Genomic DNA, 15,405 nt, shown 5'->3' with positions numbered 1-15,405 from the left:
GGCGGTGTCGGACACTCAGGTCTCCTGGCGTAGCGGCCGGTCGGGCCGGATGACACTCAGCACGCTAGTCACCGATCGGCCGGCCATGCTGCCGAGAAGGCACTGCCACTTGCTCCACCGCGCACGGCTCCGGGCGGGCAGGCACGGCCCGGCGGGCCGGCCGCTCCTTCGGAGGTACGGCGCGCGCGCCAGTCGCTCGGGGACATCCCGTAGGCGGCGCGGAAGGCCCGGCTGAAATGCGCCGGGTTGACGAAGCCCCACCGCTGGGCGACGGCCGACACCGTCGGCGCGGTACGGCTGCGCCGGGCCAGCTCCCGGGCGCACGCCTCCAGCCGGCACTGCTGGATGAACCGGCCCACCGTCACCCCTTCGCTCTCGAAGAGCCGGTGCAGGTAGCGCACCGAGATGTGATGCGCCTGGGCGATGATCTCCGGTGACAGCTCCGGATCGCCCAGGTGGCGGTCGATATGGTCCCGCACCCGCCGGACGAGATGGCCGTTCGAGGTGTGAGGGTCGGTGGCCGTCGGCCCGGTGAGGTGGGCGATGAGCGTGATCAGCAGGTCGGCGAAACTGCCGCCCAAGCGATCGCCGACGGAAGCGGGGCAGGAGTGTGCGGAGGCGGCCAGCCTGCCGAGGAAAGGCAGCAGGACGGCGCCGAACCCCTCGGTGGGGGTGACGGCCGTCCCCGCCGCCTGCCGGATGTCGGACTCCGGCACAGCCAGTAGTCTGCGCGGCACCTGGAACACGTGGGAGCGGAAGCGCTCCGGGTAGTCGAAAAAGTACGGCCGCGCGGTGTCGTACAGCACGAGGCCGCCCTCCGCCACCTCCGCCCGACGTCCGTCCTGCACCAGGACGGCGCGGCCGGACACCTGTACTCCCACCCCCACCTGCGGCTCCGCCTGCGGGGACCGTGCGATCAGCCCGGGCGTACGGGACACCCGGGTCGCGTCCGCCGCCAGCGTGGACACTCGCACGTATCCCAGCCGGTGCGACTCCAGGCTGCCCTCGAACGGCCGACCGGCCGGTGGCGCCACCTCCACCGGAACCAGTGTCCGCGACACCGCTTCTCCCCAGAACGCCGCCTTCTCCTCGTCCGGGACGGATGCGGTCGTCACCAGCACGTTCACCTGACTGCCCCTTTCGGCCGATGCGCTGCGACGTCAGCCTGGTTCGCAGATGGGCAGGCGTGGTAGGTCATTTGACTGCCGGTCTGCGGGGCGGTCCGGTCGTACACTGTCGGACCGGACGCGGTGCACGGGCCGTACACCGGCGACCGAAGGGCCTCAGCGCGTGGCGAGCGCGTGGGCGAGCGCGGCCCGCGAGGTGATGCCGAGCTTGGGAAAGATCTTGTACAGGTGCGCCGCGACGGTCCGGGGCGACAGGCGGAGCGCGTTGCCGATCTCCTTGTTGCTCATGCCGGTCGCGGCGAGCCGGGCGATCCGCAGCTCCTGGCCGGTCAGCCCGGCGACCGAGGTGCCGGGTGCCGGTGCCACCAGGTCGCCCGCCGCCCGGAGTTCCTCCTCGCAGCGCTGCGCCCAGGGATCGGCCTGGAGCCTGCGGAAGACGTGGTGCGCCGCGCGCAGGACGTCCCGGGCCTCGGCACGGCCCCGGCGGCGCAGCCACGAGCCGTGGGCCAGCCGCAGGCGGGCGAGTTCGAAGATCCACTGTTCGGCTCCCGGCACGGCGTACGCCGCGCGGTAGGCGGTGTCGGCGCTGTCGTCGTCCGAGGCCAGGGCGGCGGCTGCGGCCAGTACGAAGGCGTGGTGGCCGGACAGCTCCGCAGATCGCTCGGCCCGCGCGGCGGCGACGTGTGCGCGTGCCTCGCGGTGCCGGCCCGTGTGCACGGCAGCGTCCACGAGGTCGAAGAGCAGTACGTGGAACCAGGGCAGGCCGCCGGGCCGCCGTCCGGGCGGAGTGATCTCGGCGAAGTGCGCGTACGCCTGCTCGCGCCGTCCGTGGGCAAGGGCTGCCAAGCCCCGCAGATGGGTCAGCCGGTCCAGGACGAACCGCAGGCCGGCCCGCATGGCGGTCGGCCTGATGAGCTGCTCGATCTCCCGCAACCCCGCCTCGTCGCCCCGGCCGGCGAGGAAGTGGGCGTAGTAGTGGCGGAACATCAGTGCGTTGCAGTGGTAGCCGAGTTCCTCCGCGGAGTCGGCCTCGCGCAGGCAGACGGGTCCCAGGTCCCAGCGGCCGCGCAGGAAGTCCTGGTAGGACTTGGCCTTCGCCACCGAGCCCTGGGTGGCGTAGCCGTGCAGCCCGGTGAAGCGCCGCCACAGGTCGCCGTCGGCGCTGTCGACTGCCGAGGCGGTCCACAGCAGGAGCCAGGCCGCCCCCGCCTCCTGCTCCGCGTTCATTCCGTCGACCACCGTGCACAGCTCCTCGGCCACGCCCCGGGACGGCTCGGTCCAGGCGCGGTGGCAGAGTCGGCCCGGCTCGGAGACGTTCTCCCGGTGCCGGGCCAGGGCCTCCCAGGCTCTGGGATCGTCCGTGTAGGTTGCGGCGAGAAGCAGTTTGAAGTACACCTGCTCGGCCAGTCCGCCGAAGGACTCGGCGCCGGGCGTCGTCAGGGCGTCGAGGGCTGCGGGCAGCAGGGTGGAGGAGGACTCGAAGTCGATCCGGTGGCTCTGGTCGACGTACACCACCGCGTACGCGAACAGCGGGGCGATGTCCGGTGGCACCGGGGCGCGCTTCAGCTCCGCCACCAGGGCGGCGGTGTGGTGTAGTTGGCCGCCCCGGGCCGCCATCACGGCCGCCCAGGTGAGCCTGCGGGCCCGCTCGTCGGGGTCGGCGCTGAGCGCGGCGGCCCGGTCGAGCAGCAGCGCGCCTTCCGCGTCGCCGCCGCGCCGGGCGAGTCGGCGGCCGGCGTCCTGCAGGCGGCCCGCGAGCGCTTCGTCCGGGAGCAGTGCCGCCGACGCCTCGTGGACCAGCCGTCGGGGGTCGTCCGGTGCGAGGAGCCCGGCGAGGACGCGGTGGGCCTCGCGCCGCGCGGCCTCCGACGCCGTCGAGATCACGGCCGTACGGACCAGCGGGTGCCGGAAGACCAGTCGTCCGGCCGGGTCGAGCCGCGCGAGGCCGTCCGCCTCGATCCGCTCCAAGGCCGCCTCCGCGTCACCGCCCGCCGTCCCGCACGACCACGCCGCGCTGCCGCCGGCCGTGCCGGTGGCGAGCGCCGCCAGCAGCAGAACGCGCCCGGCCGCAGGAGTCAGCGAGGCCAGCCGCTCGGCGAACATCCGCTCCAACCGCCGCCCCAGGGGCAGCCGGTCGGGCAGCGGAGCCACGCCTCGCTGCTGCTCGCCGCGCAGCTGCCGTGGCAGCTCCACGAGCGCCAGCGGATTCCCCGCCGCCTCGTCGAGGAGCCGGTCGGCCGCTGTGCTGGCCAGCTCCGGGTGGCGGCGCAGCAGCAGTGCGGCCGCGTCCGGGCGGGACAGCGCCCGTACCTCGACGGGCTCCGGCGGCCACGCCTCCGCCGCCGCACCGTCGGGGCGGCTCGCGCCGACGATCACCAGCGGCAGTTCCGCGCAGCGCCGACGAAGGAAGGCGAACACGGTCGCGCTGGAGGAGTCGATCCAGTGCAGATCGTCGAGGACGAGCAGCAGCGGGCCGCCGCGCGCCGCCTCGTCGAGCAGCGCGAGCGCGGCTGCCCCGACGGCGAAGCCGCTCGGCGGGGTTCCCGCGTGGCCGCCGAAGGCGCTCTCCAGCGCGTCCCGCTGGTGGGGCGCCAGGGCACGGGAGCGCTGCAGCAGTGGCCAGGCGGCCTGGTGGAGGGCGCCGAAGGCGAACTCCGTCTCCGCCTCGACGCCGACCGCCCGCAGCACGGCGAAGCCGCGCTCGCGCGCCCGCTGCCCGGTCCACTCCAGCAGCGCGCTCTTGCCGATACCGGCCTCGCCGCGCAGCAGGACGGCCGAGCCGCCCCCGCCGCTTGCGGCCTGCTCCAGGGCTGCCGCCAGCAGGTCCGTCTCCTGCTGCCGCCCGACCAGAGCCGGGCCGTTGGTGTCACGCCGCATCCTGGTCCCCCGGGTAGGCCGTCCTCCCGGCGGCGCCGACGGCCGGACGGCCCAGCTGCAGCGTGGCGTCCACCGGGAAGGGCAGCAGGTCGTGGTGCTGGTCCGGCAGCGCTATGACGAGCGCGCAGCGGGGGAGCGCCGCCCGGACTCCACTCAGCAGCCGCACGGCCGTGGGCCGGTCGAGCCCGGCGGTGGGTTCGTCGAGCAGGAGTACGGCAGGGTCGCGCAGCACTGCGCGGGCGATGGAGAGCCGACGCCGCTGTCCTTGCGAGAGTGTGCCGCCCATCGGGCCGGTGGGCGCGTCGAGTTCGAGGTCCGTCAGCGCCGCCGCAGCGAGGGCGGCATGCAGCGCCTCGTCGGGGGCTGCGGGGGCCGCCTGCCGGAGGTTGTCGGCGACGGTGCTGTCCGCGAGCCAGTCGTCGGCTTCTACGAGGGTGAGCACGGTGGCCACCGTGGCGGCGGAGAGCAGGTACAGGGGGGAGCCACCGAGGAGGACGGACGGGCTGTCGATGCGTCCCGCGAGGAGGTTGAGCAGGGTGCTCTTTCCGCTTCCGTTCGGCCCGGTGACCAGAGTGGCGCCGCCCGGCGGCAGGACGGCCGACCAGCGGGTCCGGGCAGCCCCGAGGCCCACCGGGAGATCGTGCACGACCAGCGGCGTGTCGAGGCGGGGGAGGGCGGCCGGGCCGGACGGCAGCAGGCGGGCTCGCGCTCGCGTGAGCAGGTCGATCAGCCGCCGTGCGGAGTGCGCGGCCGTGCCGTGGTCGTGCAGGATCTGCGGCAGGGTCTCGACCAGTTCGTAGCCGGCCGCGACCAGCAGGACCTCGCCGATGGCGTCGGCGACCGGCTGCAGCGTCGAGCGGCCGGAGAGGGCGAGCAGCAGGACCGCGACCTGTCCGAGCGCGGCGAGCAGGCGCAGCAGCAACCGACCGGTGCGCAGGGCGGCGAGTGAGGTGGCGTCGGCTCGCCGGGCGCGCTCCACCCGCCGGGCGACCTGCTCGCGGGCCGGGTCGACGGCGTCCAGGCAGCGCAGCTCGGGGAGCACGGCTCGTGCGCTGAGCAGTGCGGACCGGGCGGCGGCCCGGTCGTCGGCGGCCTCGGCGCGGTGCGCGGCAGCGCGGCGGTCCGTCCGCAGGGCGACGGCGAGTGCCAGTGCGAGCAGCAGCGCCTCCGCAGCCCCGGCCACCGGGTTCGCCACGCAGATCAGCGCCACTACGACCACGGCGGTCACCCCGACGCCGGCCAGCGGAGCGACCGTCCGGGCCGGCGCCGCGCCCACGGCCGCCACGTCGTCGGTGAGCCGGGCGAGCAGCGCGCCGTCGCGCCGATCCCGCAACTGGCGTGGCGGCAGCGCGCCGGCGGTACGCACCATCCGGGCCCGCAGCGCGACGGTCGCGCCGAGCAGGGCGCGGTGGCTGGTGAGGCGTTCGGTGTAGCGCAGCCCGGTCCGGCCGAGAGCCAGCGCCCGGACGGTTCCCGAGGGATACATCCACGACCAGGTGGTGTTCGCGCGCAGCGTGACCAGTGCGCAGGAGGTGAGGAACCAGCCGGACACGCCGAGCAGGGCGGCGGCGGCCACCTCGGCGGCGACGGCCAGTTGTGCGCCGAGCAGCAGGTCGCGCCGGGCGCGGCGGTCGGCCGAGGTCCAGAGCAGGGTGAGGGCCCTCATGAAGTGACACCGTAGGGCGTCACCGTGCTGATGCGGCCCCGGTCGACGGCGACGACGGTGTCGGCGATCCGCAGGAGTGCGGGGCTGTGGGTGGCGAGCAGGACGGTCCGGTCGCGCGCCAGGGTGCGTACGGCGGCCATCACGCGTTCTTCCGCGTCCGGGTCCAGATGGGCGGTCGGTTCGTCCAGGCAGAGCACGGGCGCGTCCCGCAACAGGGCCCGGACGAAGACCAGTTGCTGGATCTGACCCGAGGAGAGCCCGCTGCCGCGTTCACCGACGACGGTGTCCAGGCCGTCGGGCAGCGCCGCCCGCAGGTCGGCGAAGCCGAGCGTGGCGAAGGCCGCGTCGAGCGCCGCGTCGTCCGCGTCCGGGCGGGCCAGCAGCAGGTTCGCCCGCACCGTGCCGGGGAGCAGGTGGCAGGGCTGGCCGATCCACGACACGGCACGGGGGTCGGCGGGCTGCCGCGTACCGTCGGCCTGATGGGTACTCGACCCGCTGTCAGGGGCGAGCAGCCCGGCGGCGACCGCCAGCAGCGTGGATTTGCCCGCTCCGCTGGGGCCGGTGAGGGCCAGCACCCGACCCGGGTGCGCGGTCAGGGTGACGTCGTCGAGAGCGGGCCGGTCGCGCTGGGGGAAGGCGACGCCGACCCCGCTCAGGTGGATGCTGCGGGGAGCGTCGGCGGGCCGTGGCGTCGCCCGCCCTGTGGCGGTCACGTCCAGCAGGCCGTGGACGAGCTCGGCGGCGGCGGACGCCTCGGCGCGGGCGTGGTAGCCGCGCGCCAGCTCCCGTACGGGCGCGAAGTAGGCGGGTGTGAGGACCAGGGCGAAGAGCGCCGTGCCCAGGCCCATGGTCGAGGGGATGCCGGGCAGGTGCAGGTAGTCGAGCAGCACCAGGCCGCAGTAGGTGGCGACCACGGCGAGCGTCCCGGTGATCAGCAGTTCCACCCAGGCGGTGGACAGGAACGCCACCCGCAGCACCGCCTGGGTGCGGTGGGCCAGCTCCCGGTCGTCCTGCTCCACGGCCAGGGCGGCGCGCTCGTCCGCGCCCAGGCCGACCAGCGTCGGTAGTCCGCGCAGCTGGTCCAGCAGCCGGGCGCTGAGGGTCCGGGCGGCGGTCAGCTGGGCCTGGACGGCGGTGCGGGTGCCCATGCCGATGACCTTGAGGTTGGCCGGCAGCAGCGGGGTGGCCAGCACCAGCAGCAGGGCGACCAGCCAGCTGCCCGACGCGATCGCCGCCAGCACGATGCCGCTCGCGATCAGCATGGTCCGGCGCGCCGGTACGTAGCCGGTCAGCCAGTCGGTGAGGCGGTCCACCTCCTCGTCGAGGGCCTGGACGTAGGCGGCGTCGCCAGGTTGGGACTCTGTTGTGGAGGCGGGCTGCCGCCAGGCGGGCAGGGCGGCGTCCAGCAGTCGGCCGCGCAGCGCGTGCCGGACGGCGGCGGCCGCCTCGTCCGCAGCCCGGTCGCCCGCCGTGAGCAGCCAGGCCCGCAGCGCGAGCCCGGCTGCGACCAGGCAGACCGCCGGCAGCACCGAGACCGGGGTGACGCCCGACCGCTGCCCGTGCAGGGCCAGCTTTGCGGCCAGGCCGAGCCCGGCCGCCCATCCCACGGTGCCGAGGGCGGCGAGCCCGCGCAGCCTTCCGGCGCGCCGGAAGGCTGGTGCCTGCGCGTGCGCCCACTCCCGCAGCCGTCGCAGCGCCCGCTGCTGGTCCTGCTGCGCGTCGTCGGCCAGGCGCGCCAGCAGAGCGGCGGTGTCGCTCACCGCCGGGCCGCCCGGTCGATCTCGAACTGCCCTGCGGCAGCGGCCCGTCGGTCGCCGACCAGCCAGGCGGTCAGCGAGCCGGCGCTGAACAGGACGAGTGCGACGGGGGCGATCCACTCGCCCTGACCGCCGAACACGTCCTGCGCGACCGCGAGCATCCCGAGGCCGAGCAAGGTGAACCCGACCCGGCGGGCGACGGTCCACAATCCTGTTTCCTTCACTACAATATGACTGACAGTCAGGTCTATGTGAACCTCAACGCGCTTCGCAGGTACGGCGAGCGCAGTCGGTGTCGGCGGCCGGTACTTCCCCCGGAACACCCACCAGGCGTAGATGTTGTAGGCGAGCACGACGGGCATGCAGCAGCCGATACCGATCAGCAGGAACACCTGCGACCCGACGGGGCTGGCGGCGGCGTGCACGGTCAGGCCGGGCGGCACGACGACCGGGGCGGTCGCGGTCACCAGCGCCAGCAGCCCGGCCACCTGAGCACAGAGCACGGCGATGAACGGTCGGGCGTCGGGCTCGCGGCCGAAGCCGTACCAGGCGAGGGCGCCGCAGCCGGCGGAGGCCGCCACCAGGAGGCCGAACAGGACGGCGCGCAGCGGTTGGTCGAAGCGGAAGTGCTGCGGGTCGGCCACCTCCAGGCCGAAGCCCAGTACCAGGCAGGCCGCGACCGTCAGGGCGAGCAGCGGGCGCCCGAGTCGCCCGGCCCGACGGCGGGCGCTGCCCTCGGTCTTGGCCTGCAGCCAGGCGGCGCCGGCCAGCAGGTACAGCGCGGTCACGCCGAGTGCGCACAGCCCGCTGTAGGGAGTGAGCCAGCGCAGCGCGCCGCCGTCGAAGACACCCCCGTGCTGCGGCAGGCCGCTGAGCACGGTACCGACCACGAGGCCCTGGCAGAGCGTCACCACCAGTGAGGAGACGCCGAACAGCCGTCCCCAGCCCCGTCGGTAGCCCGGTGCGGAGCTCTGCATCTCCAGCCCCAGGCCGCGCAGCACGAACGCCAGCAGCATCACGACCAGCGGCAGGTAGACCCCGGGGAGCACCGTCGCGTAGATGCCCGGCAGCGCCGCCCACAGAGTGACCCCGGCGAGGATGATCCAGCTCTCGTTGGCGTCCCAGGCGGTCGCGACCAGCTCGGTGTACTCCTTGCGCCGCTCGTCGTTGCGGTCGAAGAGGCCGAGGATCCCGATCCCGAGGTCGTAGCCGTCCAGCACGACGTACGCGCCGAGTGCGAAGAGGATCAGCGCGTAGGAAGCGTACTCAGCCATGGGTGGCCTCCAACAGGGTTGTCACGTCGAGGACTTCAGGCCCCGCCTTGACGACGCGCACGATGTAGCGGACCCAGACCGCGACCAGCACGGCGTAGACGGCGACGAAGCCGGCCAGGCTCAGTGCGGCCTCGGCCGTGGACAGCTGGGAGACGGCGTCCGAGGTGCGGATCTTGCCGTAGACCACCCAGGGCTGCCGTCCGGTCTCCGCGGTGATCCAGCCCCCGGTGATCGCGATCAGTCCGGCGGGCGTCATCCAGACCATCAGCCGGTGGAAGCGCCGGGCGGTGAACAGTCGTCCGCGCAGGCGCAGTACGAGTCCGGCGAAGGCCATCGCGAACATGGTGAGCGCCGTGAAGTACATCGCGCGGAAGCCGTAGAACGCGCTCCACATGTTCGGGCGCTGGTCCGGCGGGGTCTGGAGCAGGCCGGGCACGTGGGCCTGGCCGGTCAGGTCCTTGCCGATCACCGCGCCCAGGTGCGGGATCTCGATCCGCAGGTCGTCCTTGCCCCGGCCGGGGTCGGGGACGACGACCAGGTTGTAACCGTTGTTGTCCGTCTTCCAGTTGCCTTCGAACGCCTGCAACTTGGCGGGCTGGTGCTGCCCCATGAACGCTGCCGTCTCGTCGCCGACGTACAGCTGAACGGGCATCAGGAGGGCCAGTACTCCGAGTGCGATCGAGAGCGTGCGGCGGGCGAAGGCGAGCGAGCGCTGCCGCACCAGGTACCAGGCGGCGATGCCGCCGACGAACCAGGCGGCGCTGATCAGCACCGCGAGCAGCATGTGCGGGAAGCGGTACGCGAACGCCGGGTTGAACAGCACCTGCCACCAGTCGCGGGCCTGGAACTGGCCCGCGACCTCGGTGTAGCCGGCTGGGTCCTGCATCCAGCTGTTGGCGGAGAGGATCCAGGTGGTGGACAGCAGGGTGCCGAAGGCGACCATCCACGAGGCGAAGGCCATGGTGCGCGGGCGCACCCGTCCCTCGCCGTAGAGCATGATGCCGATGAACCCGGCCTCCAGGAAGAAGGCGGTGATCACCTCCATCCCGATGGTGACACCGAGGACGGGGCCGACCGCATGTGCGTAACTGCCCCAGTTCAGGCCGAACTCGAAGGTCATCACCGTTCCGGCGACCACGCCGAGGCCGAACCCGACCGCGAAGATCTTCCGCCAGAAGCGGAACATCTGCAGGTAGAGCGGATTGCGGGTGCGCAGGTAGGCCGTGTACGCGACGGCGAGCAGGATCGACAGCCCGACGGTCAGAGCGGGAAAGGTCATGTGGAAGATGGCGGTGATGGCGAACTGCCATCGGGACAGTTCCACCGTCGCGGGCGAGGCCATGGCGACTCCTGTCAGCGCTGCGGGGTGAGATGTGGGCGGAACCGGCAGGTCACAGCCGCACCAGCGGGGTGTCCACCAGGTGCTCGGCCAGGAACCAGACCTGCGTCTCGCCGGTCCGGACGGCCTCGGAGACCAGCAGGTCGTTCGTGCCGTCGTCGCCGAGCGCCGCCACCCGGCCGGCGGCGTCGCGGGCGTCGACGAGGATCGCCTCGTGCGCCGACAGCAGCCGCGACAGCATCGCCGGCACCTCCTCGACGCCGTCCGGCGGACGCGGGATCGAGGTGAGCTCCGCGACGTGCCGAGGGTCGCCGACCGCCACCCCGCCAAGGGTCTGAATCCGCTCGGCCAGCGCGTCCACCAGCGCCAGTTGCTCGTCCGCGTGCTTGTCCAGCAGCAGGTGCAGCTGGTAGAAGGTCGCCCCCCGCATCAGCCAGTGGTGCTTCTTGTAGAGCGAGTAGAGCATCCGGGTGTCCGCGAGTACCCGGTTGAGTCGTTGGCAGGAGTAGAGACGCGCATCGCGGGAGAGGCCGAGCGGAACCTGGTTGACGGTGCCGAACTCCTGGATCTCCTTGCCCTTCTGATGCAGCAGCGGCTGGCTGCTGGCGCTGGTGCCTGGGTGGTCGGAATTGCTCATGGGGGAGCTCCCTCGGGTTCTCGCGGTCCGGTGACTCGGCCAAAGCTATGGGCGCGCGAAGTGCGGGTTTGTTCCCGAGCGCACTGACCATTGCCCCTGCGCGCCCGGCCTGGGCACGGAGCGTCGACTGCGCGCACAGACCAGAGGCCGGGCACCGTCGGGCAACGCGGCCCGGTCGAGCGGTTCTACGGTGGCGATCGCGCCTCGGGACTCCGGGGCCGGGCCGGGCAACGCCTCGGCTGGCACCCACCAAGGCTGACCATCCCGCACCATTGAGGAGACGGAAATGACGCACGACTACACGCCGGTCCAGCCCGAACTGGAAACCGCTGCCGCCGCGTTCGCGCAGGCCACCGCAGAGCCCCCGTACCTGTTCGACCTGACTCCTGCCGAAGGCCGCAAGGCGGTCGACGAGGTCCAGTCGGGCCCGGTCGAGCTGCCGGCGATCGACGAGGAGTGGATCACCGTGTCGGGCGGGCCGACCGGCGGCGTCCGGGTCCGGATCGTGAGGCCGGCCGGCTCCCAGGGGGTCCTGCCGGTGATCCTCTACATCCACGGCGCCGGCTGGGTCTTCGGCAACGCGCACACCCACGACCGCCTGGTCCGGGAGCTGGCGGTCGGTGCGAACGCCGCCGTGGTCTTCCCCGAGTACGCGCTGTCGCCCGAGGTCCGCTACCCGGTCGCCATCGAGCAGAACTACGCCGTCGCCCAGTGGATCGTGCGGGAGGGCGCGACCAAGGCGCTGGACGGCTCGCGGCTGGCCGTCGCGGGCGACTCGGTCGGCGGGAACATGAGCGCGGCCCTGACCCTGATGGCCAAGGAGCGCGGCGACGTGTCGCTCCGTCACCAGGTGCTCTTCTACCCGGTGACCGACGCCGCCTTCGACACCAACTCGTACCACCAGTTCGCGACCGGCTACTTCCTGCGCCGCGACGGCATGCAGTGGTTCTGGGACCAGTACACGACCGACCCCGCCCAGCGCGCCGAGATCACCGCCTCCCCGCTGCGCGCCACCACCGAGCAGCTGACCGGGCTGCCCGCCGCCCTGGTGATCACCGGCGAGGCCGACGTGCTGCGCGACGAGGGCGAGGCGTACGCGAGCAAGCTGCGCGCGGCCGGTGTCCCGGTCACCGCCGTGCGCTACCAGGGCATCATCCACGACTTCGTGATGCTCAACGCCCTGCGGGGGACGCACGCGGCCGAGGCCGCCATCACCCTGGCTGCGCAGACCCTGCGCGACGCGCTGTACGCCGTCTGACGTCCTGGAGTAAGGGGTGCGGGGCACTGCTCCATGAGCAGAGCCCCGCACCCCTTGGGTTACCCGAGTGCCTACCTGCCGACGGACGGTGTCGAGCTCACTGGCGGCTGACGGCGAGGGCCGCGAGCTGCTCCGTGAACGGGACGACCGTGTCGGCCGTGGCGTGTGCGGGGACCGGGCGGCCGGTCATGAGATCGGCCAACTCGCCGGCCGCTCGGGCGATCCGGGTGGCCAGGCCGCCGCCCGCGTCCCCGGCCGAGCCCCAGTCCTCGGAGGCCGCGTAGACGGCGGTGGGCGCCACCACGGCTCGCAGATAGGCGAACAGCGGCCGCATGGCGTGTTCCAGGGCCAGCGAGTGCCGGGCGGTTCCACCGGTGGCGGCGACGAGCACCGGGCAGCCGGTGAGCGCGTCCTTGTCGATCACGTCCACGAAGGACTTGAAGAGACCGTTGTACGAGGCACTGAAGATCGGCGTCACGGCGATCAGCCCGTCCGCCGTGGTGACCGCCTCGATCGCCTCGCGCAGCGCGGGTGGCGGGAAGCCGGTGACCAGGTTGTCGGCGATCTCCCGTGCCAGGTCGCGCAGTTCGATCACCCGGAGGTCGACCTCCCGTCCGCTGTAGCGCAGTTGGCCGACGGTGGCGCCGGCCAGCCGGTCGGCCAGCAGTCGGGTCGACGACGGGACGGACAGCCCGGCCGCGACCACCACCAGGCGCAGGGCGCTCACTTGGCGACCTCCAGCGCCTCGGTGGTCTCGGCGGCCGCAGCGACCCGGGCGGCGTGGGTGGGACCGTCCGGCACGATCGCCGGGCGGCCCTTGGCGAACTCCTTGCGCAGCACGGGGATGACCTCCTCGCCGAGCAGGTCGAGCTGCTCCAGGACGGTCTTCAGGGGCAGGCCGGCGTGGTCCATCAGGAAGAGCTGCCGTTGGTAGTCGCCGAAGGTCTCCCGGAAGGTCAGCGTCTTCTCGATCACCTCCTGCGGGCTGCCGACCGTCAGCGGGGTCTGCTCGGTGAACTCCTCCAGCGACGGTCCGTGCCCGTACACCGGCGCGTTGTCGAAGTACGGGCGGAACTCCCGTACCGCGTCCTGGGAGTTGCGGCGCATGAACACCTGCCCGCCGAGGCCGACGATCGCCTGCTCGGGGGTGCCGTGGCCGTAGTGGGCGTAGCGCTCGCGGTAGAGGTTGATCAGCTTCTGGAAGTGCTCCTTGGGCCAGAAGATGTGGTTGGCGAAGAAGCCGTCGCCGTAGTACGCGGCCTGCTCGGCGATCTCGGGGGAGCGGATCGAGCCATGCCAGACGAACGGCGGCATGTCGTCCAGCGGGCGCGGGGTGGCGGTGAAGGACTGCAGCGGGGTGCGGAAGCGGCCTGACCAGTCGACCGTCTCCTGACGCCAGAGTTCGCGCAGCAGTGCGTAGTTCTCGATCGCGAGCGGGATGCCCTGGCGGATGTCCTGGCCGAACCAGGGGTACACCGGGCCGGTGTTGCCGCGTCCCATCATCAGGTCCACCCGGCCGTCGGCCAGGTGCTGGAGCATCGCGTAGTCCTCGGCGATCTTCACCGGGTCGTTGGTGGTGATCAGCGTGGTGGCGGTGGAGAGGATGATCCGCTCGGTGCGGGCGGCGATCCAGCCGAGCATGGTTGTCGGCGAGGACGGCACGAACGGCGGGTTGTGGTGCTCGCCGGTCGCGAAGACGTCCAGGCCGACCTCCTCCGCCTTGAGGGCGATGGCGACGATGGCCTTGATCCGCTCGCGCTCGCTCGGTGTCCGCCCGGTGGTGGGGTCGGCGGTCACATCTCCGACGCTGAAGATACCGAACTGCATGTCATCGCCTTTCGTCGTGGATCTCGGCGATGTAGCCGCCGGGGAACTGCACCATCGCGCTGTCGCGCTGCGACGATGCCTGTGGCCCCCACAGCACGGTCGCGCCGGCGCCCTGGGCCTTGGCCAGGGTCGCGCCGAGGTCGCTCACGGCGTAGCCGGTGGTCTCGCGTCCGAAGGGGTAGGGCAGGTGCCCGTCGGTGAACGCGACGGACGTGCAACCGAACGGCGAGCTGATCCGGACGCGCCGGTAGGCGGTGCCGGGCAGGCCGAGTTCGGCGCCCGGTGCATGCCGGTCGTCGGACACGATCCGGCCGCCGGTGAAGGCCAGATACGCGCGGAGGAACTGGCGGGCCGCAGCGCTCGGCACGTACAGGCGGTTCTCCGGTACGGACGCCAGCGGCGGGTACGACGGTGTCTTGGTGTGCCAGTACAGCTGCGCGCCGATGCCGCCGGGGAACTGCACGATCGCGTCGCGGCCGATGGGGTCGGCGAACGGTGTGACGACCGTGTTCGCCCCGGCGGCCTCGGCCTTGTGCACGCCACGGTCCAGGTCCTGGACGAGCCAGCCGGTGCGCTCGGCGCCGAACGGGTACGGGACGGGCGTCTGGTAGTCGAATACGGACAGCGTGCCGACGGGGGAGAGGATGAGCTCGGACTTGGTGAGGCTCGGGGTCGGCGTGACGTCGACGACGGCCTGCGGGGTGTTGGTGCCGCCGAAGGTCGACTCCCAGCTGGTGACGAAGGAGTCCGTCGAGCCGGGCGTCACGTACACGTGTGCCGTGTCGTACTGGGGGCCGACGGCGATGTCGGGGCGTCCCGCGTTGGGTGCCGCAGGGGCCGAAGGTGCGGTGGTGAGGGCGAGGGCTGCGGTGGCGGTGACCGCAGTCAGCAGTCGTAGGGACAGATGCATGAAGTGTCCTTCCAAGGGAGGGGGTTGAGGGTGGGCGGATGCCTCAGTCGCGCTCGCGGTAGCCGATCGTGATCGCGGCGACCAGGCCAGTGCTGGCCAGCAGGGCCCATGCGAGGTGTCCGTGGATGACGAGCGCGGCGCCCGGGGCGGCACCCGCGAGCATCGCCAGGACGGCGTACAGGCGACGGCTCAGCCGGGGGTTGGTGCCGCCGGCCAGCGAGGAGTCCGCCGCTATGCCGGTCAGGGTGAGAGTGAGTACCGTCGTCGTCATGTCCGGTACGCCCAACTTGCGGACCGTGCCGTTGCGCAGGCCCATGGCGACGGCCAGCAGCGCGATCAGCGCCTCCGTCGCGTGCCCGTCCGAGGCGAACGCGACCACGGTCGCGGCCCCTTGCAGTGCGGTCTCGGCCAGCAGCGCGGTGCGCAGCCAGCGCACCCGGCTGCCGTCGCGGTGCCTGAGCGCCAGGCGTCCGGCCAGCAACGAGCCCAGCAGGAAGGCCGCGAGCGAGGTCAGCGAGCCGGCGACCGAGAAGCCGGGTGTGCCGACGAGGGCGAAGGCCACCACGACGACGTTCCCGGTCATGTTCGCGGTGAACACGTGCCCGAGGCCCAGGTAGCTCACGGCGTCGATCAGGCCGCTCACCGCAGTCAGCGCGAACAGGGCCAGGGCCAGCGGGTGGCGGTCCCGGATCTGCGCGGTGACCACGGCGCTCTCGGATTGATTGATCATCAT

General features: G+C 72.8%; 12 protein-coding genes. 1 reads left to right on the top strand and 11 read right to left on the bottom strand.

Annotation, left to right across the window (positions count from 1 at the left end):
• Positions 1-68: 68 nt before the first annotated feature.
• From P3T29_RS19285 to P3T29_RS19255, 7 genes are all read right to left on the bottom strand, one after another.
• A complete protein-coding gene (locus P3T29_RS19285; protein WP_280717756.1) occupies positions 69-1,115 on the bottom strand; it encodes a helix-turn-helix domain-containing protein in 1,047 nt (348 codons plus the stop codon).
• Between the two features lie 168 nt (positions 1,116-1,283).
• On the bottom strand, positions 1,284-4,004 hold the full coding sequence (locus P3T29_RS19280) for a LuxR family transcriptional regulator (RefSeq protein WP_280717755.1): 2,721 nt from the start codon (positions 4,002-4,004) through the stop codon (positions 1,284-1,286).
• Positions 3,994-5,670: an ATP-binding cassette domain-containing protein gene (locus P3T29_RS19275; RefSeq protein ID WP_280717754.1), complete on the bottom strand. Its 1,677-nt coding sequence runs from the start codon at positions 5,668-5,670 to the stop codon at positions 3,994-3,996. Before P3T29_RS19275 ends, P3T29_RS19280 begins: the two co-directional genes overlap by 11 nt.
• Entirely contained in the window at positions 5,667-7,430 is a 1,764-nt protein-coding gene (locus P3T29_RS19270; protein WP_280717753.1) for an ATP-binding cassette domain-containing protein, read from the bottom strand. Before P3T29_RS19270 ends, P3T29_RS19275 begins: the two co-directional genes overlap by 4 nt.
• A complete protein-coding gene (locus P3T29_RS19265) occupies positions 7,427-8,701 on the bottom strand; it encodes a cytochrome d ubiquinol oxidase subunit II (protein ID WP_280717752.1) in 1,275 nt (424 codons plus the stop codon). The genes P3T29_RS19270 and P3T29_RS19265 overlap by 4 nt, the downstream gene beginning before the upstream one ends.
• Complete coding sequence (locus P3T29_RS19260) at positions 8,694-10,043, bottom strand: cytochrome ubiquinol oxidase subunit I (RefSeq protein ID WP_280717751.1); 1,350 nt, start codon at positions 10,041-10,043, stop codon at positions 8,694-8,696. Before P3T29_RS19260 ends, P3T29_RS19265 begins: the two co-directional genes overlap by 8 nt.
• A 49-nt stretch (positions 10,044-10,092) precedes the next feature.
• Positions 10,093-10,677: a DNA starvation/stationary phase protection protein gene (locus tag P3T29_RS19255; protein ID WP_280717750.1), complete on the bottom strand. Its 585-nt coding sequence runs from the start codon at positions 10,675-10,677 to the stop codon at positions 10,093-10,095.
• Positions 10,678-10,963: 286 nt separating this feature from the next.
• Here P3T29_RS19255 and P3T29_RS19250 point away from each other — a divergent pair, with 286 nt between their 5' ends.
• The gene (locus P3T29_RS19250) at positions 10,964-11,935 is read left to right on the top strand and encodes an alpha/beta hydrolase (protein ID WP_280717749.1); all 972 of its coding nucleotides are present in this window, start codon (positions 10,964-10,966) and stop codon (positions 11,933-11,935) included.
• Positions 11,936-12,032: 97 nt separating this feature from the next.
• Here P3T29_RS19250 and P3T29_RS19245 read toward each other — a convergent pair whose 3' ends face one another.
• The 4 genes from P3T29_RS19245 to P3T29_RS19230 are packed head-to-tail and all read right to left on the bottom strand — an operon-like array spanning position 12,033 to position 15,405.
• A complete protein-coding gene (locus P3T29_RS19245; RefSeq protein WP_280717748.1) occupies positions 12,033-12,662 on the bottom strand; it encodes an FMN reductase in 630 nt (209 codons plus the stop codon).
• On the bottom strand, positions 12,659-13,762 hold the full coding sequence (locus P3T29_RS19240) for an LLM class flavin-dependent oxidoreductase (RefSeq protein ID WP_280717747.1): 1,104 nt from the start codon (positions 13,760-13,762) through the stop codon (positions 12,659-12,661). Before P3T29_RS19240 ends, P3T29_RS19245 begins: the two co-directional genes overlap by 4 nt.
• A 1-nt stretch (position 13,763) precedes the next feature.
• Positions 13,764-14,672 carry a glyoxalase gene (locus tag P3T29_RS19235; protein WP_280717746.1) on the bottom strand — a complete coding sequence of 303 codons (909 nt, stop codon included), beginning with the start codon at positions 14,670-14,672 and terminating at the stop codon, positions 13,764-13,766.
• A 43-nt stretch (positions 14,673-14,715) separates the two neighbouring features.
• Positions 14,716-15,405 carry a YoaK family protein gene (locus P3T29_RS19230; RefSeq protein ID WP_280717745.1) on the bottom strand — a complete coding sequence of 230 codons (690 nt, stop codon included), beginning with the start codon at positions 15,403-15,405 and terminating at the stop codon, positions 14,716-14,718.

Origin of the sequence: Kitasatospora sp. MAP5-34 (genome assembly GCF_029894335.1) — a bacterium.
GTDB lineage: Bacteria > Actinomycetota > Actinomycetes > Streptomycetales > Streptomycetaceae > Kitasatospora.
Note: the sequence above shows the minus strand (reverse complement) of the source record. Positions and strands in the feature narration are given on the sequence as shown.